Here is an 18,202-nt window from a genome sequence, read left to right as displayed (position 1 = left end):
ACTAGGTTGTCGGGAGGTCACAAGCTGGGAGGCCGGGGATGCGGGTACTGGTGGTCGAGGACGAGCGGAACCTCGCCGACGCGATCGCGCGCGGGTTGCGCAAGCGCGGGATGGCCGTGGACGTCGCCTACGACGGTTCCACCGGGCACGAGGCCGCCTTCGTCACCCGGTACGACGTGGTGATCCTCGACCGGGACCTGCCCGGCGTGCACGGCGATCAGATCTGTGCCGACCTGGCCGCCTCCGGCACCCTGACCCGGGTGCTGATGCTGACCGCCAGCGGCACCGTCGCCGACAAGGTGGAGGGCCTGCAGCTCGGCGCCGACGACTACCTGCCCAAGCCGTTCGCCTTCGACGAACTGGTCGCCCGGGTGCAGGCGCTGGGCCGGCGGGCCACCCCGGCCGTCCCGCCGGTGCTGGCGGTCGCCGACCTGGTGCTCGACCCGGCCCGCCGGGTGGTCACCCGCGGCGGGGTGCCGGTCGACCTGACCAACAAGGAGTTCGGCGTGCTGGCCGAGCTGCTCAAGGCGCGCGGCGCGGTGGTCTCCAGCGAGGAACTGCTGGAACGGGTCTGGGACGCGAACACGGACCCGTTCACCACCATCGTCCGGGTCACCGTGATGACGCTGCGCAAGAAGCTCGGCGACCCGCCCCTGATCGAGACGGTGGTCGGCGCCGGCTACCGCACCGCCGAGGTCGCCGCATGATCCGCCTGCGCCCCACGCTGCGGCTGCGGCTCACCCTGCTCAACGGGGTGCTGCTCGTCGGCGCCGGGGCGATCCTGGTGGTGCTGGCCTGGCTGCTGGTCCGCGACGCGCTGCGCCCCACCGACGAGCTGCGGCCCGGCACCACGGTGGTGCTCGCCGACGGCCGCACCCTGGACGCCGGGCAGTGGCAGCATGATCTGGTCGGCGCCGCCTCGACGGAGCTGCTGGTCAAGGGCCTGGTGGCGCTGCTGGTGATCAGCGTGGTCGGGGTCGCCGGGGCGTATCTGGTGGCCGGCCGGGCGCTGCGCCCGCTGCACCAGGTGACCGCCACCGCCCGGCGGCTCGGCGAGGCCACCCTGGACCAGCGGATCGGCTGGTCCGGCGCGGACGACGAGGTCGCCGAGCTGGCCCGGACCTTCGACGCCATGCTGGACCGGATCGCTGCGGCGTTCGAGGCGCAGAAACGGTTCGTCGCCAACGCCTCGCATGAGCTGCGTACCCCGCTGGCGGTGATGCGGACCGAGATCGACGTGACGCTCAGCGACGACGAGGCGGACCGGGCCGAGTACCGGCGGATGGCCACCGTGGTCCGGGACGCCTCGGAGCGGGCCAACGGCCTGGTCGACGCGCTGCTGGTGCTGGCCCGCAGCGAGGCCCAGACGGGCCGCCGACTGGCCCGGCGGGCCGAGTGCGACCTGGCCGCCGGCACCGCCAACGCGCTCTCCGCGATGTCCGGCGAGGTGGAGCGGATCGGGCTGAAGGTGCACACCGCGCTGCGCCCGGCCCCGGTGGTCGGCGACCCGGGGCTGCTCGACCGGCTCGCCGGCAACCTGGTGGAGAACGCGGTCCGCTACAACCACCTGCACGGGCGACTCTGGGTGCGTACCGGCACCGACGGGCAGCGGTCCTGGCTGGTGGTGGGCAACACCGGCTTCGAGGTCGCCCCGGCGGACGTGCCGGGGCTGTTCGAGCCGTTCCGGCGGGGCGGCCAGGAGCGCACCGGCGCCCGTGGCTCCGGCCTGGGGCTCTCCATCGTCCGGGCGGTCTGCGATGCACACGGCGGCACGGTGACGGCGGTGGCCCAGCCGGGCGGCGGCCTGGAGGTGACCGTCACGCTGCCGTCCGCCGACGCCCCCGCCGCCACCTGACCGGCCGCCGGCGGGCGTCCGGCCGTCCGGCTCGGCCCCGCAGCTCAACGGCCGGGCCGGCGGCGGGTTTGTGCGCAGGGCCGGGGCGGTGGCATGATGCTGCGCGTCAGCTCGAAATGCGGAAGGGGGTGTGGTCGATGTCCACCGTGAAGACTCCCGCGCCCCGCAGCCGCCGCTGACGTCCGTCAACTTCGCGGGGCGCACTCCAACCAGGAGGTAGCACCGTGAGTGCACAGATCCACTGCGTCACTGTCGAGACCGACGACCCGTACGCCCTGGCGAGCTGGTGGGCGGGGGTGCTCGATCGGAAGCTGCACGACGACGACCACCCGGGCGACCCCGAGGCGGTGCTCGTCGCGCCCGACGGGCACGGCCCCGACCTGCTCTTCGTGTCGGTCGGGGAGCGGCACGGCAAGGGCGCGTTCCACCTCGACCTGCACCCGGCCGAGGGCACCCGGGACGCCGAGGTCGAGCGGCTGCTCGGCGTCGGGGCCACGCCGGTCGCCGACCGGCGCCGGCCGGACGGCACCGGCTGGGTGGTGCTCGCCGACCCGGAGGGCAACGAGTTCTGCGTCTGCCGCAGCCCCGCCGAGCGGGCCGCGTCGGCCTGATCCGGAAACGTGACCGGGCCCCCGCCACAGCGGGGGCCCGGTCACCGGTCTGGCGAGCGATCAGCTCTTGTGCTCGATCTCGCCCCGCATGGCGACGAACTCGGACTGCAGCGCGGACGCGGGCTTGAAGTACATGACGATCATGCCGACGCTGCCCCGGTCAGCCCAGACGCAGACCCCGACCGGGTCGCCGTCGATCTTGCCGTCGCCGCACTTGGCGTCGCCGCCGAGCGGGCCGGCGTCCACCGTCTTGAACTCGGTCACCCCGAGTTCGCTGCCGAGGCCCGTGGTGGCGTCGTCCAGCTCCTTCTTCGGGTCGGCCATCACGCCGGACGCGCCGGCGATCATGACCAGATCCTGCTTCGTGGGGTCGCCGTAGAAGGCGCCGACGGCGCTGGTGGCGTCCGGCACGTCCTTCTTGATCTCCGCTTCCATCTCCGTGGCGGCGGACTGGAGCTGCGGGTTGTCCACCTTCGGCCGGCCGCCGAGGGTCTCCGGAGCCGACACCCGGGTCTTGGTGGCCTCGACCACGTCGCCCACGGTGTCCTTCGCCGCGAACCAGATGGCGGCACCGCCACCGATGCACAGCACCACCACGACGGCCAGCACGATCAGCACGATCTTGCCGGCCTTCGACTTCTTCTTCGGCGGCACCTCCGGGCCGCCGAAGCTGGGCTGGCCGGTCTCCACGTACCCGCCGTACTGCGGGGCGGGCTGCTGCGGCGCCTCCGGGTGGCCGCCGTACTGGGGGCCGGGCTGCTGCGGAGCCGGCGGGTAGCCGCCACCGTACTGGGGCTGCTGCTGCGGCGGGTAGCCACCGCCGTGCTGCTGGCCGGGCTGCTGCGGCGGAGGGTATGAACCGGGGTACGGACTGGACGGCGGCTGGGACATGTTGGTCAGCTCCTAAGAAATCTGGACGCGTGATGGTAGCGAGCCCGACCGACAGACCGCTGACCGACGGGTGCCGACGTGACGAAACCGGAACCGGCTCGTGACCGGCCCCGCCGCACCGCCGACGCGGCCGCGAGCGCGGGGTGACCGGGCGGTGACGGACCGGATGCGCCCGAGCTGCCGGCATCGTCCGCCCGGTGGCGCAGGCAGCGAGCGATGCCGGTCCGGCCCCGGAAACGACGAACGCGGTGGCCGGACCGTCCGGGAGGGACGGTCGGCCACCGCGATCGCGGGGGAGCGGCGGTGGTCAGGCGGGCAGGCCGGCCACCCCGCGCGGCAGGAACCGCTGGCCGGTGACCCGCTCGGAGGTGCCGGTCCGGTCCAGGTACGGCGTGACGCCGCCCAGGTGGAACGGCCAGCCGGCACCGAGGATCATGCACAGGTCGATGTCCTGCGCCTCGGCGACGACGCCCTCGTCGAGCATCAGCCGGATCTCCTGCGCCAGCGCGTCGAGCGCGTGCTGCCGGACCTGCTCGGCGGTCAGCGGCTGGTCGCCGACCACGAGCAACTTGACGACCTCCTCGTTGACCTGGTCGTCGACCACGATCGGCTGGCCGGAGTCGGCGATCCGCTTGAGGTTCTCGCTGACCTCGAACCGGTCCGGGAAGGCGGCGTGCAGGGTGCCGCCCACGTGGTACGCCACGGAAGGGCCGACCAGTTGGAGCAGGGCGAGCGGGCGCATCGGCAGGCCCAGCGGGTCCAGCGCGCTGTTCGCCACGTCCAGCGGGGTGCCCTGGTCGACGGCGGCGAACACGGTGCCGAGGAAGCGGGTCAGCAGCCGGTTGACGACGAACGCCGGAGCATCCTTGACCAGCACGCTCGACTTCTTCAGCTGCTTGCCGACCGCGAACGCGGTGGCCAGGGTGGCGTCGTCGGTCCGCTCGCCGCGGACGATCTCCAGCAGCGGCAGCACGGCGACCGGGTTGAAGAAGTGGAAGCCGACCACCCGCTCCGGGTGCTCCAGGTCCTCGGCCATCGCGGTGACCGACAGCGAACTCGTGTTGGTGGCGAGCACCGCCTCCGGCTTGACGATCTTCTCCAGCTCGGCCCAGACCTGCTTCTTGACGTTCAGGTCCTCGAAGACCGCCTCGATGACGAAGTCGGCCTCGGCGAGGACGGACTTGTCGACCGAGCCGCTGACCAGGCCGTACAGCTTGGCGGCGGTGCCCTTGTCCATCCGGCCCTTGCTGACGGCCTTCTCGATCTGGGTGTGTACGTAGCCGAGGCCCTTGTCCACCCGGGCCTGGTCCAGGTCGGTCAGGACGACCGGCACCTGCAGGCGGCGGGCGAACAGCAGGGCGAGCTGGCTGGCCATCAGACCGGCGCCGACGATGCCCACCTTGGTGACCGGGCGGGCCAGGCCCTTGTCCGGCGCGCCGGCGGGCCGCTTGGCCCGCCGCTGCACCAGGTCGAAGGCGTACAGGCCGCTGCGCAGCTCCTCGGAGAAGACCAGGTCCGCCAGGGCCTCGTCCTCCGCGGCGGTGCCGGCGGCGAAGTCGGCGTCCTTCGCGGTCTCCAGCAGGTCCAGCGCCCGGTACGCGGCCGGGACCGCGCCGTGCAGCCGCTGGTCGAGGGTCTGCCGGGCGAAGTAGAGCACCCCCGCCCACATGTCCTTGTCGACCTCGGGCCGGGTCACGGCGACCTCGCCCTTGACCACGCCGGCGGCCCACTCCAGGGACCGCTCGAGGAAGTCGGCCGGCTCCAGCAGCACGTCCGCGATGCCCATCTCCGCGGCCTGCTTCGGCTTGAGCATCTTGTTCTGCATCAGCGGGTTCTGCAGGATCACCTGGGTGGCGGCCGGGATGCCGATCAGGTTCGGCAGCAGCTGGGTGCCGCCCCAGCCGGGGACCAGCCCGAGCGAGACCTCGGGCAGCGCGAGGGCCGCCGCGCCCGCCGACAGCGTCCGGTAGTGGCAGTGCAGGGCCAGCTCCAGGCCGCCGCCCATCGCCGCGCCGTTGACGAAGGCGAAGGTCGGGATCTGGCTGTCCTTGAGCCGGGCGAAGACCCGGTGGCCGAGCCGGCCGATCTCCAGGGCCTGCTCGCGGTTCGCCAGCAGCGGCAGACCGGTGATGTCCGCGCCCACGCAGAAGATGTACGGCTTGCCGGTCACCGCGACGAACACCGGGTTCGCCGCGAGGGCCGTGGTGATCGCCTCGTCCAGGCTGGTCAGTCCGCCCGGCCCGAAGGTGTTCGGCTTGGTGTGGTCGAGACCGTTGTCCAGGGTGATCAGGGCGGCGGGCCGGTCCAGCCCCGGTACGTTCACCTGGCGGAGCAGCGCCCTGGTGACCACCTCGTTCGGTGCGACTGGCGTGCTCACTTGTCTCCACCCTCCCGCTGAACCGGCTTGCCGGACTCCGTCCAGTGCGGGTTCTCCCAGATGACGGTGCCGCCCATGCCGATGCCGATGCACATGGCGGTGAGGCCGTAGCGGACCTCGGGGTGCTCGGCGAACTGCCGGGCGAGCTGGGTCATCAGCCGCACGCCGGAGGAGGCGAGCGGGTGACCGACGGCGATCGCGCCGCCCCACGGGTTGACCCGCGGGTCGTCGTCGGCGATGCCGAAATGGTCGAGGAAGGCGAGCACCTGCACGGCGAACGCCTCGTTCAGCTCGAACAGGCCGATGTCGTCGATGCTGAGGCCGGCGATGCGCAGCGCCTTCTCGGTCGAGGGGATCGGGCCGACGCCCATCACCTCGGGCTCGACGCCGACGAAGCCGTACGACACCAGCCGCATGGCGATCGGCAGGCCCAGCTCGCGGGCGGTCTCCTCGGCGACGACCAGCGCGGCGGTGGCGCCGTCGTTCAGGCCGGCCGCGTTGCCGGCGGTGACCTTGCCGTGCGGGCGGAACGGGGTCTTCAGGCCGGCGAGCTTCTCCAGCGAGGTGTCCCGGGGCGCCTCGTCCACGGTCGCCAGGCCCCAGCCGGTCTCCGGGTCGCGCACCGCGACCGGCACCAGGTCGCCCTGGAGCTTGCCGTTGGCGTACGCCTTGGCGGTCTTCTGCTGGGACGCGAGCGCGAACGCGTCGGTGCGCTCCTTGGTGATGTGCGGGACCCGGTCGTGCAGGTTCTCCGCGGTGGCGCCCATGACCAGGGCGGACGGGTCGACCAGCCGCTCCGCGATGATCCGCGGGTTGGGGTCGACGCCCTCACCCATCGGGTGGCGGCCCATGTGCTCGACGCCGCCGGCGATGGCGACGTCGTACGCGCCCATCGCGATGCCGCTGGCGACGGTGGTGACGGCGGTCATCGCCCCGGCGCACATCCGGTCGATGGCGAAGCCGGGCACCGTTTTCGGCAGGCCGGCCAGCAGGGCGGCGGTGCGGCCGATGGTCAGGCCCTGGTCGCCGATCTGGGTGGTCGCGGCGATGGCGACCTCCTCGACCCGCTCCGGCGGCAGCTGCGGGTTGCGCCGCATCAGCTCCCGGATGCAGCGGATCACCAGGTCGTCGGCGCGGGTGTTGGCGTACATGCCACCCGCCTTGCCGAACGGGGTGCGGACGCCGTCGACGAAGACGACGTCCCGAACTTCACGGGGCACTTGGAGCCTCCTTTTCGACCACAATTCGGCCTCCGCGCGCCGACCGGCGGCGCCACGGGCCGAATGAAGGTCGCCGGCGCTGGCGTTTCCCCGGATGCTACTCGCCAGTAACCAACGCCGACACCACCCCCCGTGTGGCCAACCCCACATCCCGCCCGCGGCGCCGCGCTCCGTCGATCATGAGGTTGACGGCGATGTGGATCTCCAAAAATGCCGCCAACCTCATGATCAACGCGAGATCAAGGGGCTGTGAGAGCGGACGCGAGGGCGGGGAGGAGGAGGGTGAGCTGCCATTCCCGGGCGCCGAAGCCGCGGAGGGTCTCCGCCACGGTCTCGTCGGTGATCTCCTCCGGTGGCTGCCAGGCGAGCCGGCGGACGTAGTCCGGTGCGATCAGGTTCTCCGGCGGCAGGTTGTGCTCACCGGCGATGCGTAGCACCACCTCCCGGCAGCGGGCCAGCCGGCCGGCCGCCACCGGATCCCGCTCCGCCCAGCGGTGCGGCGGGGGCGGACCCTCCACCACCGGGGTCACCGGCAGCGCGTCGTCCGGCAGCTGCCGGGCGTCGTCCAGGGCCGCCAGCCAGGTCCGGGCGAGCCGGCGTACCGAGCGGCCGCCGAAGCCGGGGAGAGTGAGCAGCGCCTTCTCGTCCTTCGGGTCCAGCTCGGCGGCGGCCACGATCGCCGAGTCGGGCAGCACCCGCCCCGGGGCGGCGTCCCGCCGCGCGGCGATCTGGTCGCGGGCGTACCAGAGGGAACGGACCCGGGCCTGCGCGCGGGCGCCGCGCACCCGGTGGATGCCCGAGGTACGCCGCCACGGCTCGGCCCGGACCCGGGGTGGCCGGGCGCCGTTGCGGACCAGCGCGGCGAACTCCTCCGCCGCCCACTCCGACTTGCCCTGCCGGCGCAGCTCCTCGTCGAGGGCGTCGCGCAGGTCGACCAGCATCTCCACGTCCAGCGCCGCGTAGGTGAGCCAGGACTCCGGCAGCGGCCGGCTGGACCAGTCCGCCGCCGAATGGTGCTTCTCCAGCGTGTAGCCGAGCAGCTGCTCGGTCAGCGCGGCGAGGCCGACCCGCTCGAACCCGGCCAGCCGGGCGGCCAACTCGGTGTCGAACAGCCGGCGCGGGCGCAGCCCCAGCTCGCCGAGGCAGGCGAGGTCCTGGCTGGCGGCGTGCAGCACCCACTCGGCCTCGGCGATCGCCGCGTCCAGGGCGGAGAGGTCGGGCAGCGGCAACGGGTCGATCAGCGCCGTGCCCGAGCCGGCCCGGCGCAGCTGCACCAGGTAGGCCCGCTGGCTGTAGCGGTATCCGGAGGCACGCTCGGCGTCCAGGGCCACCGGGCCGATGCCCGCCGCGAAGCGGGCCACGACCTCCTCGAGCTCGCTCGGCATGGCCACCGGCGCGGGGGTGCCCTCGCGCGGGGCGGTCAGCGGCACGGGCCCGCCGGCGGTGGGTTCGGTCCCCGCGTCCGCCGGCTCCGACCCGGCCGACGACGGACGCAGTGCTGCCTCTCCCGTACGGCTTTCGGCGGCCCGACGGCGCAGGGGTGGTTCGTCGGTCACCTGACAACCCTAGTGCGCGCGTCCGACGCGGTGTGCGCAGCCGGTCCGGCGCGTGTCGGCGGGATGACCGCCGGGTGTCGGGGCAGGTCGGCTTGCGCGCCCGTGGCAGGGTCGGACAACAGGGGAGACAAACCCCGTTCGCGCAGGTACGGTCCATCGAGCCGCAGCCGGGGTGTCGAGGGGCCGTCGGGCGGTGTCGGGCGGGGCGTTCACCGGGGGAGGACGAGCGATCATGACGGCTGCGTACGGCGGTGCCGAGGTGCCGGGGCCGGGCCCCGACGAGACGGCCGACCAGGCACGCGGCGAGAGCGCCCGGCCGGGGCCCCTGCCGCCGCGGATGATCCCACCGGTCGCGCCCGGTCAGCCGGCGCCGTTCGGCGCGCCCACCGGCTTCCCGGCCGCGCCCACCGGTGGCGTCCCCGCCCCCGAGCAGCCCGCCGGTGCGCCGGGCCAGCCGGCCGTGCCCGCACCTCGAGCCACCTGGCCGGCGGCGCCGAACAGCGGCCAGTGGGGCCCGGGCGGTGCCTCGGCCGCCCAGCGCCCCCAGGACGGATGGCCGCCGCCCCAGCCGGGTAGCGCGCCCGGGCAGCCGGTCGGCGCCGAGCCGACCATCCCCGGCGGCTTCGCCGCCCAGCCCACCACCGCGCCCATCCAGCCCACCACCGCGCCCGCGCCGCCGGCCTCCGTTCCGTTGCAGCCGGTCCCGGGGCCGGCGTTCGCGGGGCAGCCAGCCGCGGCGCCCACCCACCCCGGACTGCCGATCTCCGCGCCGGCCCACCCGGCTCAGCCGACCTCCGCACCGGTCCACCCGACTTCCGCACCCGCCCACCCGGGGCAGCCGGTCGCCGCGCCGACCTACCCGGGGCAGCCGATCTCGGGACCGGCCTATCCGGGCCAGCCCACCGCCGGGCCGGCCCTGCCGGGGCAGCCCGCCCCGGGGCCGGCGTACCCGGGCGGGGCCGCGGGCGGGACCGGCCGCGGGCGTCGGCTGCCGGTGGTGGCGCTTGTGCTGGCCGGCGTGCTGGCGGTGGTCGCGGGGGTGCAGGCGTACCAGATCCACCGGCTGGACGACCGGCTCGCCGCCACCGACCGGCGGTTGGCCGACGCCCAGGGCGCGGACGGCAGCCGGCTGGACGGGCTGGAGAAGCGGGCGGAGGCCCTGGAGAAGCAGGCCGGTTCCGCCTTCAACCCGGAGGCCGTGGCGAGTGCCGTGCTGCCCAGCGTGTTCCGGGTCAGCGCCGGCCAGTTCACCGGGACCGCCTTCGCGATCGGCAAGCCGCCGTCCGGCGGCGGCACCATGCTGCTCACCAACTTCCACGTGGTGGAGTCGGTCTACGACGGGGGCGGCCGCAGGGTCTTCCTGGAGCGGACCGGCCAGCGCTTCGACGCCACCATTGTCAAGGTCGACAAGGACAAGGACCTCGCCCAGCTGCGCACCACGGCCCGGTTCACCGGGCTGGTCGCGGCCCGTACGCCGGTCAAGTCCGGGCAGCAGATCGTGGTGGTCGGCGCCCCGCTGGGCCTGCAGGACAGCGTGACCACCGGGGTGGTGAGCGCGTTCCGCCCGGACGAGGGCGGCTCCGGCCCGGTGATCCAGTTCGACGCGCCGATCAACCCCGGCAACTCCGGCGGACCGGTGATCAACGGGTCCAAGGAGGTCGTCGGCATCGCCACCGCCAAGGCCCGGGACGCCGAGGGCATCGGCCTCGCGGTGCCGATCAAGACCGCCTGCGACACCTTCACGCTCTGCTGACCGGCCCGCACCCGGTCGCCGTTGACCGCATCCGTCGACGCGTGGCCCCGACCACGTCGACCCGCAGACCACGGCCCTTCGGGGCCACCCCACGGGGACCAGCACACTTGGAGGTACGTCATGTCCCAGCCACCGACCGGAGCGGCGGGCTACCCGCCCCAGCCGCCGGGCGGCACCGGGTACGGCAGCCCGTACGGCGGCCAGCCCGCGCCCCAACCCGTCACCCCGGCGCCCGCCCCGCCGGTCCCGGGGCAGTACGCGCCGAGCGCCGCCCCGGTCCCCGGGCAGTACCCGCCGGCTACCACCCCGGTCCCGGGGCAGTACGCGCCGGGCGCCGCCCCGGTCTCCGGGCCCGGTTACCCGCAGCCGATGTCGGCGCCGCCGATGTCCGCCCCGCCCGTGTCCGGGCCGGGTTTCGGGACGCAGCCGATGTCGGCCCCGCCCGGTGCGGTCCCGCCGTACGGGGCGCCGGCGGCGCGCGCCGGCAAGGGGCGGAGCACGCTGATCCTCGCCCTGGTCGCCGGGCTGCTGTTCGTGCTCGGTGGCGTGATGACCGGCCTCTACGTCACCACCAACGGGAAGCTGCACCGCACGGAGCAGCAGGTCAGCCAGCGGGACGGCACCATCGCGGCGAACCGGCAGGAGATCGACAAGCTCAAGGCTGACCTGCAGACGGTCCGGGACAAGCTTGCCGACACCGAGCAGAACCTGACCGGCACCAAGAACGACCGGGACGAGCAGGCCCGGCAGAAGAAGGTCATCGCCACCTGCCTGGACAAGCTGACCACCGCCATCGCGGCGGCGTCGACCGGCAACAAGGCCGCCTTCGACAAGGCCAACAAGGGCCTGGACAAGGTCTGCGACGAGGCCGAGAACTACCTCTGACGGGGTACCGCGCGGGCCGCTCCGGTCACCCGGGGTGGCCCGTCGCCGGTTTTTCCGCCGCTCAGGCGGCGCCGGCGGGGCGGCGGGACGGCAGGGCCGTCACCCCGGGCGGCGGCAGCCCGGCTGTCGAGGCCAGCAGGGCGCACCAGCCGAGCAGGTGCGGGGACAGGTCGACGCCGAGCGGGGTCCAGGAGGCCCGGATCTCGATGTCCCCGGCGGCGGGCGGCCCGGCCAGCTCGCCGAACCGGGTGGAGAGGGTCTGGGTGACCGTGCCGCCGATGGCCCGGTGCCGGGCGTCCTGCGCGTCCAGCGCGTCGGTCAGCCAGGTCCAGCCCACCCCCGGCAGCAGCGGGTCGCTGGCCAGGTCCACCTCCAGCTCTGCGGTCACGTACGTGACCAGCCGCAGGGTGCCCTGCCACGCCTCGTGCCCGGCCGGGTCGTGCAGCAGGATCAGGCGCCCGGTGGCCACCTCGTCGTCGTCGCGCATGACCGCGGCGGAGAGCGCGAACGCGTACGGGGCCAGGCGCTGCGGGGCGCCGACCTCCTCCAGCACGATCTCCGGGCGGGGGGCCACCGATCGCAACCCCGCGACCGCGCGGGCGAAGGTTTCCGGGAGCGCGATCGGGGGGGCCATGCGGGCAGCCTATGCCGCCGCCCGCCGGTACGGCGGGACGGCGCGCCGAGCGGCGGGCCGCGATCATGCGGCGAGGAAACCTGCCGGCCGGGGCCTTCGGGCGTCGGGGGCGTCAACCAGGGCCTTCCGTTCACGTCACAAAAGGTGACGGTGGCGGCGGGGGCCGCCCGCACGCGTGGCACGATTGCCGCGATGACCACCGACACCACGGGCACCGCCGCCCGAGACGGACAATCCCGCCGTGGCGGGCCGGCCGATTCGCCCTTCGTCCGCGCCTGCCGGCGCGAGCCGGCCCCGCACACCCCGGTCTGGTTCATGCGGCAGGCCGGCCGGTCGCTGCCGGAATACCGGGAGATCCGGGCCAACGTGCCGATGCTGGAGTCGTGCCGCCGTCCGGAGCTGGTCACCGAGATCACCCTTCAGCCGGTCCGCCGGCACGGGGTCGACGCGGCGATCCTGTTCAGCGACATCGTGGTCCCGGTGGCCGCCGCCGGGATCGACCTGGACATCGTGGCCGGCACCGGGCCGGTGGTGGCCGAGCCGGTCCGCGCCGCCGCCGACGTCGAGCGGATCCGGCCGATCACCCGCGACGACGTGTCCTACGTGGACGAGGCGGTCCGGCTGCTCGTCGCCGAGTTGGGGGACACCCCGCTGATCGGTTTCGCCGGCGCCCCGTTCACCCTGGCCAGCTACCTGGTCGAGGGCGGGCCGTCGCGGACCCACGCGAAGACCAAGGCGCTGATGTACGGCGACCCGGACCTCTGGCACGCCCTGTGCGCCCGGCTGGCCGAGGTCACGCTGTCGTTCCTGCGGGTCCAGGTCGACGCCGGGGTGTCCGCGGTGCAGCTCTTCGACTCGTGGGCCGGCGCGCTGTCCGAGGCCGACTACCGCCGCTACGTGCTGCCGCACTCGACCCACGTGCTCAGCGGCCTGGCTGACGCCGGCGTGCCCCGGATCCACTTCGGGGTGGGCACCGCCGAGCTGCTGGGCGCGATGGGCGAGGCCGGCGTCGACGTGGTCGGCGTGGACTGGCGTACCCCGCTGGACGTGGCGACCCGCCGGATCGGCCCGGACAAGGCCGTGCAGGGCAACCTCGACCCGTGCGTGCTGCTCGCCCCGTGGCCGGTGGTGGAGGCCGAGGTGCGCCGGATCCTGGACGAGGGGCGGGCCGCCCCCGGTCACGTGTTCAACCTCGGGCACGGCGTCCTGCCGGAGACGGACCCGGACGTGCTGACCCGGGTGGTCGCGCTGGTGCACGAACTCAGCGCGCGGCCGGTCGAGTAGGGGAGGGACCATGGCGCGACCGTGGCGGGTGGCGATCGTCGGTGGCGGCGTCACCGGGCTGGCCGCCGCCGTCCGGTTGCGCGACCGCGCCCCCGCCGGCACCGAGGTCACCGTGTACGAGCAGTCCGGCCTCCTCGGGGGCAAGCTGCGCACCGGCGAGCTGGCCGGGCAGCCCGTCGAGTTCGGCGCCGAGTCGTTCCTGATGCGTGACCCGGCCGGCGGGGAATCGGCCGCGGTGACCCTGGTCCGCCGGCTCGGCCTGGTCGACTCGATCGTGCACCCGACCGTCGGGCAGGCGGCGCTGGTCGTCGACGGCGGACTGCGCCCGGTTCCCGGCGGCACGCTGGTCGGCGTACCCGGTGATCTGGAGAAGGTGGCCGCGGTGGCGCGGCCGGCGGCGGACGCAGACCGGGACGCCGGCCGCCCGCTGCTCGGCCCGGACGCCGACATGGCGGTCGGCGCGCTGGTCCGGGAGCGGTTCGGCGACGAGGTGGTGGACCGGCTGGTCGACCCGATGCTCGGCGGCGTCTACGCGGGCCGGGCCGACGGCCTTTCCCTGGTCACCACCATGCCGGCGCTGGCCCGCGCGGCCCGGGTCGAGCACACCCTGGTCGGCGCGGTCCGGGCCGCGCAGGCGGCCGCGCCGCGCACCCCCGGCGCGCCGGTCTTCGGCACCCTGGCCGGCGGGCTGAGCACCCTGGTCGAGGCGGCGGCGCGGTGCAGCGGCGCGACGATCCGCCGGGACGCGGCGGTCCGCGAGCTGCACCGGACATCGACGGGGTGGCGGCTCACCGTCGGCCCGACCCGCGAGCCCGACGACGGCTCCAGGTCGGGGCGCGGCGGCAGACGCGCCGAGCTGGAGTTGTCGGAAGTCGAGGCCGATGCCGTGCTGCTGGCCGTGCCGGCCCGCCCGGCCGCCCGGCTGCTCGCCGGCCCGGCGCCCGACGTGGCCGCCACCGTCGGCGGGCTCGACTACGCCAGCGTCGCCCTGGTCACCCTGGCCCTGCCCACGCCGGAGCTGCCGGAGCTCTCCGGCTTCCTGGCGCCGGCCACCGAGGGCCTGCTGATCAAGGCGGCCACGTTCTTCACCACGAAGTGGGGCCACCTGCGCCGGGCCGACGGGCTCGCCCTGCTGCGCGCCTCGGTCGGCCGGTACGGGGAGGAGACCTCGCTCCAGCTCACCGACGACGACCTGGTCGCCACCGTGCACCGGGAGCTGTCCAAGGTGCTGGGCGCCCCGCTACCCGCCCCGGTCGCCCGGCACGTGCAGCGGTGGGGCGGGGCCCTGCCGCAGTACACCCCCGGCCACGGCGCGCGGGTGGCGGCGGTCCGGGCGGGCCTGCGCGCCGCCCACCCGACGCTGGCCCTGGCCGGGGCCGGCTACGACGGCGTCGGCATTCCGGTCTGCGTCCGCTCCGGCGAGACGGCGGCCGAAGAGATCATCACAGCACTGGGAGGATCGGCAGCATGACCGAGCAGACCAACGCGGCCCGGCTGCGGGAGCTCAACGAGACCATCCGCTACACCATGTGGTCGGTGTACCGGGCCACCAGCCCGCTCCCGTCGCTGCGCGAGAACGTCGTCGACGAGGTCGAGTCCCTCTTCACCGAGCTGGCCGGCAAGGACGTGACCATCCGGGGCACGTACGACCTGGCCGGCCTGCGCGCCGACGCCGACCTGCTGATCTGGTGGCACTCCTCGTCCAGCGACGCGCTCCAGGACGCGTACCTGCGGTTCCGCCGGACCACGCTGGGCCGGGCGCTCACCCCGGTCTGGTCGCAGATGGCGCTGCACCGGCCGGCCGAGTTCAACAAGAGCCACATCCCGGCGTTCCTGGCCGGCGAGGAGGCCCGGGCCTACCTCTGCGTCTACCCGTTCGTCCGCTCGTACGAGTGGTACCTGCTGCCGGACGCCGAGCGCCGCGAGATGCTGGCTGAGCACGGCCGGATGGCCCGCGGCTACCCGGACGTGCGGGCCAACACGGTGGCCTCGTTCGCCCTCGGCGACTACGAGTGGATGCTCGCCTTCGAGGCCGACGAGCTGCACCGGATCGTCGACCTGATGCGGGACCTGCGGGGCTCCCGGGCCCGGCGGCACGTGCGGGAGGAGATCCCCTTCTACACCGGTCGTCGCCGGTCCATCGCCGACATCGTCACCTGCCTGGCCTGACGCTTGGTCGTCGGCGGACGCGGCAACCTCGGGGAGGGTGCCGCGTCCGCCGCGGCTGAGGCAGCACCTTCCCCGAAAATGCTGCCTCGCGGTATGTCCGCTCAGGCGGGTGGCCGGCCCTCCCGCCGCATGGGGGTGTGCGGGATGCCGTCCTCCACGTACCCGGGGCCGCTGATCGCGAAGCCGTGGCCGGCATAGAAGTCGACCAGGTGGGTCTGCGCGTCCAGCACGCACGGACCCGCGCCGACCACGGCCAGCGCCTCGGTCATCAGCCGGCCGGCCAGGCCGGCGCCGCGGGCCGCCGGCGCCACCACCACCCGGCCGATCCGTGCCACGCCGTCCGGGTCGGCCAGGATCCGCAGGTACGCCACGACCACGCCGTCCCGGGTCAGCCAGAGGTGCCGGGTGCCGGGTTCGACGTCCCGGCCGTCCAGCTCCGGGTACGGGCAGTTCTGCTCGACCACGAACACGTCGATGCGCAGCCGGAGCAGGTCGTGGAAGGTGCGGGCGGCCAACTCGGCGAAGCTGGCGACGTGCGACTCGACGGGCATCCCGCGATGTTAGGCGTGGCCAGGCGGCGCCAGATCGCCGACCTGGCGGTGTCTGGGCGCGCCGGATGCCGCCACCTCGCCGACCGGGGGCTGCGCGGGGCGGATGCCGCCACATCGCCGACCCCGGGGAACCGCGCGGGGCGCCTTTCGGTCAGGACGGGCGGGCGCCCACCGCGTCGCGGACCTCGGCGCCCTGGGCGCCCTCTACCGCCCGTGCGCAGTGCGCGCAGCAGAAGAAGCGGCCGTTGACCTCGACACCGTGGCCGGCGATCTTGATCTGGCAGTGCTCGCAGATCGGCGCCATCCGGTGGATGGCGCACTCGAAGGAGTCGAAGGTGTGCACCGCCCCGCTGGCCGTACGGACCTCGAACGCCCCCCAGTAGTCGTTACCGCATACCTCGCAGGTTGCCATTACAAATCCCCCCGATATGGACACGTCACCCCAGCGTCGAGCAGCCGACACACGCGGGCAACCGGAACCGGGGAATCTGGTCCGGCTCGACGGCGAGTCGCCCCCGGCGTGTCGGACGTTAGGCCTGGTGACCGCCCCGACACCCCCGGAGGACCACGTGATCAAGCGCAACAAGTTGTTCGGCAACCAGACCCGGGTCACCTTCTGCCTGCCGCGCGACACCCCGTCCGGCACGGTGAGCGTGGTCGGCTGCTTCAACGACTGGGAGCCCGGCCGGCACGAGCTGATGCCCCGCCGGGACGGCACCCGGACGATCACCGTCCGGCTCGGCCCCGGCGAGCACCACTTCCGCTACCTCGCCAGCGGCGGAATCTGGCTGGACGACGAGTCCGCCGACGCGGTCGACGAGCGGGGCTCCCGCCTGCTGCTCTGACTGTGCGGCTGGCCTGGTCGGTCGGCCGGGGCAGGTCAGCCCTGCTCCGGCTCCAGCCGGATCGAGACCGAGTTCACGCAGTGCCGGGTGTCCTTCGGCGTGAACCCCTCGCCCTCGAAGACGTGCCCCAGGTGGCTGTCGCACCGGGCGCAGCGGATCTCCGTACGCCGCATGCCGAGGGTGTTGTCGGGGATCTCCTTCACCGCGCCGCGGATCGCGTCGTCGAAGCTCGGCCAACCGCAGTGCGAGTCGAACTTGTCCTCGCTGCGGAACAGTTCCGCCCCGCAGGCTCGGCAGTGGTAGACGCCGGGGGTCTTGGTGTCGACGTACTCGCCGGTCCACGGCCGCTCGGTGCCGTGCTCGCGGAGGACCCGGAACTCCTCGGGGCTCAGCCGGACCCGCCACTCTTCCTCAGTGGTGGGCAGTTCGCTCTCGGAAAGACTCACCGGTCAACGGTACGCCGGGCGTCGGTGGCATCGCATATGGTCGCGCAATGGGTGGCACCAAGGCCGCAGCCGAGGAGATCGAGGTCGCCGGGCACACCGTACGGCTGAGCAGCCCGGACCGAGTGATCTTCCCGCAGCGCGGCTTCACCAAGGCGGACGTCTTCCACTACTACCTGTCGGTCGGCGAGGGGATCATGCGCGCCCTGCGGGACCGGCCGACCACGTTGCAGCGCTTCCCCGAGGGCATCGAGGGGGAGATGTTCTTCCAGAAGCGGGTGCCGACCCGGGGCGTACCCCCGTGGATCCGGACCGCGGAGATCAGCTTCCCCAGCGGCCGGAAGGCCGCCGAGCTCTGCCCGGCCGACCTGGCCCACGTGGCCTGGGCGGCGCAGATGGGCACGGTGGTCTTCCACGCGTGGCCGGTCCGCGCCGCCGACGTCGACCGCCCCGACGAGCTGCGGATCGACCTGGACCCGCAGCCCGGCACCGACTTCGCCGACGCGGTCACCGCGGCCGGCGAGCTGCGGGCGCTGCTGGACGAGCTGGGCGTGGCCGGCTGGCCGAAGACGTCCGGCGGCCGGGGCGTGCACGTCTACCTGCGGATCCAGCCGCGTTGGACGTTCGTCGAGGTGCGCCGGGCCACCATCGCGCTGGCCCGGGAGCTGGAACGCCGCCGTCCGGAGCTGGTCACCACCGCCTGGTGGAAAGAGGAGCGCGGCAGCCGGGTCTTCGTGGACTTCAACCAGATGGCCCGGGACCGGACCATCGCCTGCGCGTACTCGCTGCGGGCCAACGCGCGGGCCACCGTCTCCACCCCGGTCGACTGGGACGAGCTGACCCAGGTGGACCCGGACGACTTCGACCTGCGCAGCGTGCCGGCCCGGCTGGCCGAGCGGGGTGACCCGCATGCCGGCATCGACGACGCCCCGTGGGACATCAGCCCGCTGCTGGAGTGGGCCGAGCGGGACGCCGCCGCCGGGCAGGGCGACCTGCCGTACCCGCCGGAATACCCGAAGATGCCCGGCGAGCCGAAACGAGTGCAGCCCTCCAAGGACCGCGACCGCAAGACCACCTGACGATCAGCGGGCGGCCGGCAGCAGACCCCCGTCCGGGTCAGTCGATCGG

Annotated in this window: 18 protein-coding genes; 10 read left to right on the top strand and 8 right to left on the bottom strand. The window is 74.2% G+C overall.

Features of this window, described 5'->3' with window-relative positions; all coding sequences use genetic code 11:
* Positions 1 to 38 precede the first annotated feature (38 nt).
* The 3 genes from ACFYML_RS12695 (at position 39) to ACFYML_RS12685 (ending at position 2,466) form a co-directional block, all read left to right on the top strand.
* The gene (locus ACFYML_RS12695; RefSeq protein ID WP_387420701.1) at positions 39 to 707 is read left to right on the top strand and encodes a response regulator transcription factor; all 669 of its coding nucleotides are present in this window, start codon (positions 39 to 41) and stop codon (positions 705 to 707) included.
* Positions 704 to 1,855, top strand: a complete 1,152-nt coding sequence (locus ACFYML_RS12690; RefSeq protein ID WP_198940316.1) for a cell wall metabolism sensor histidine kinase WalK — start codon at positions 704 to 706, stop codon at positions 1,853 to 1,855. Before ACFYML_RS12695 ends, ACFYML_RS12690 begins: the two co-directional genes overlap by 4 nt.
* A gap of 224 nt (positions 1,856 to 2,079) precedes the next feature.
* Positions 2,080 to 2,466 carry a VOC family protein gene (locus ACFYML_RS12685; RefSeq protein ID WP_387420700.1) on the top strand — a complete coding sequence of 129 codons (387 nt, stop codon included), beginning with the start codon at positions 2,080 to 2,082 and terminating at the stop codon, positions 2,464 to 2,466.
* A gap of 60 nt (positions 2,467 to 2,526) precedes the next feature.
* On the opposite strand, the gene ACFYML_RS12680 is transcribed toward ACFYML_RS12685, so the two are convergent.
* The 4 genes from ACFYML_RS12680 to ACFYML_RS12665 form a co-directional block, all read right to left on the bottom strand.
* Positions 2,527 to 3,357, bottom strand: a complete 831-nt coding sequence (locus ACFYML_RS12680) for a hypothetical protein (RefSeq protein ID WP_387420699.1) — start codon at positions 3,355 to 3,357, stop codon at positions 2,527 to 2,529.
* Between the two features lie 307 nt (positions 3,358 to 3,664).
* The gene (locus ACFYML_RS12675; protein WP_387420698.1) at positions 3,665 to 5,734 is read right to left on the bottom strand and encodes a 3-hydroxyacyl-CoA dehydrogenase NAD-binding domain-containing protein; all 2,070 of its coding nucleotides are present in this window, start codon (positions 5,732 to 5,734) and stop codon (positions 3,665 to 3,667) included.
* On the bottom strand, positions 5,731 to 6,954 hold the full coding sequence (locus tag ACFYML_RS12670; protein WP_073835390.1) for a thiolase family protein: 1,224 nt from the start codon (positions 6,952 to 6,954) through the stop codon (positions 5,731 to 5,733). The genes ACFYML_RS12675 and ACFYML_RS12670 overlap by 4 nt, the downstream gene beginning before the upstream one ends.
* Before the next feature lie 239 nt (positions 6,955 to 7,193).
* The gene (locus ACFYML_RS12665; RefSeq protein ID WP_387420812.1) at positions 7,194 to 8,450 is read right to left on the bottom strand and encodes a ribonuclease D; all 1,257 of its coding nucleotides are present in this window, start codon (positions 8,448 to 8,450) and stop codon (positions 7,194 to 7,196) included.
* A gap of 670 nt (positions 8,451 to 9,120) precedes the next feature.
* On the opposite strand from ACFYML_RS12665, the gene ACFYML_RS12660 reads away from it, so the two are divergent.
* The gene (locus ACFYML_RS12660; protein ID WP_387420811.1) at positions 9,121 to 10,263 is read left to right on the top strand and encodes a trypsin-like peptidase domain-containing protein; all 1,143 of its coding nucleotides are present in this window, start codon (positions 9,121 to 9,123) and stop codon (positions 10,261 to 10,263) included.
* A 120-nt stretch (positions 10,264 to 10,383) separates the two neighbouring features.
* On the top strand, positions 10,384 to 11,148 hold the full coding sequence (locus tag ACFYML_RS12655; RefSeq protein WP_387420697.1) for a hypothetical protein: 765 nt from the start codon (positions 10,384 to 10,386) through the stop codon (positions 11,146 to 11,148).
* A 61-nt stretch (positions 11,149 to 11,209) separates the two neighbouring features.
* Here the strand turns inward: ACFYML_RS12655 and ACFYML_RS12650 are convergent, their stop codons facing one another.
* Positions 11,210 to 11,782 carry a DUF3000 domain-containing protein gene (locus ACFYML_RS12650; protein ID WP_387420696.1) on the bottom strand — a complete coding sequence of 191 codons (573 nt, stop codon included), beginning with the start codon at positions 11,780 to 11,782 and terminating at the stop codon, positions 11,210 to 11,212.
* Positions 11,783 to 11,974: 192 nt separating this feature from the next.
* Here ACFYML_RS12650 and hemE point away from each other — a divergent pair, with 192 nt between their 5' ends.
* The 3 genes from hemE to hemQ are packed head-to-tail and all read left to right on the top strand — an operon-like array spanning position 11,975 to position 15,235.
* Complete coding sequence (gene hemE / locus ACFYML_RS12645) at positions 11,975 to 13,066, top strand: uroporphyrinogen decarboxylase (RefSeq protein WP_387420694.1); 1,092 nt, start codon at positions 11,975 to 11,977, stop codon at positions 13,064 to 13,066.
* A 10-nt stretch (positions 13,067 to 13,076) separates the two neighbouring features.
* Positions 13,077 to 14,537: a protoporphyrinogen oxidase gene (gene hemG / locus ACFYML_RS12640; protein WP_387420693.1), complete on the top strand. Its 1,461-nt coding sequence runs from the start codon at positions 13,077 to 13,079 to the stop codon at positions 14,535 to 14,537.
* Positions 14,534 to 15,235 (top strand): hydrogen peroxide-dependent heme synthase, encoded by a 702-nt coding sequence (gene hemQ, locus ACFYML_RS12635; protein WP_387276596.1) that lies wholly within the window; start codon positions 14,534 to 14,536, stop codon positions 15,233 to 15,235. Before hemG ends, hemQ begins: the two co-directional genes overlap by 4 nt.
* A gap of 101 nt (positions 15,236 to 15,336) precedes the next feature.
* Here the strand turns inward: hemQ and ACFYML_RS12630 are convergent, their stop codons facing one another.
* Both ACFYML_RS12630 and ACFYML_RS12625 read right to left on the bottom strand, forming a co-directional pair.
* Positions 15,337 to 15,786 (bottom strand): GNAT family N-acetyltransferase, encoded by a 450-nt coding sequence (locus tag ACFYML_RS12630; protein WP_387420692.1) that lies wholly within the window; start codon positions 15,784 to 15,786, stop codon positions 15,337 to 15,339.
* 151 nt (positions 15,787 to 15,937) lie between these two features.
* Complete coding sequence (locus tag ACFYML_RS12625; RefSeq protein WP_073835399.1) at positions 15,938 to 16,198, bottom strand: Prokaryotic metallothionein; 261 nt, start codon at positions 16,196 to 16,198, stop codon at positions 15,938 to 15,940.
* A 157-nt stretch (positions 16,199 to 16,355) separates the two neighbouring features.
* Between ACFYML_RS12625 and ACFYML_RS12620 the strand changes: the two genes are divergently transcribed.
* Positions 16,356 to 16,631, top strand: a complete 276-nt coding sequence (locus ACFYML_RS12620; RefSeq protein WP_387420810.1) for an isoamylase early set domain-containing protein — start codon at positions 16,356 to 16,358, stop codon at positions 16,629 to 16,631.
* Between the two features lie 35 nt (positions 16,632 to 16,666).
* On the opposite strand, the gene msrB is transcribed toward ACFYML_RS12620, so the two are convergent.
* Positions 16,667 to 17,077: a peptide-methionine (R)-S-oxide reductase MsrB gene (msrB, locus tag ACFYML_RS12615; RefSeq protein WP_387420691.1), complete on the bottom strand. Its 411-nt coding sequence runs from the start codon at positions 17,075 to 17,077 to the stop codon at positions 16,667 to 16,669.
* A gap of 47 nt (positions 17,078 to 17,124) precedes the next feature.
* Here msrB and ligD point away from each other — a divergent pair, with 47 nt between their 5' ends.
* Positions 17,125 to 18,153, top strand: a complete 1,029-nt coding sequence (gene ligD, locus ACFYML_RS12610) for a non-homologous end-joining DNA ligase (RefSeq protein ID WP_387420690.1) — start codon at positions 17,125 to 17,127, stop codon at positions 18,151 to 18,153.
* Positions 18,154 to 18,202 lie beyond the last annotated feature (49 nt).

This window comes from Micromonospora sp. NPDC007230 (assembly GCF_042869115.1).
Lineage (GTDB): Bacteria > Actinomycetota > Actinomycetes > Mycobacteriales > Micromonosporaceae > Micromonospora.
Note: the sequence above shows the minus strand (reverse complement) of the source record. Positions and strands in the feature narration are given on the sequence as shown.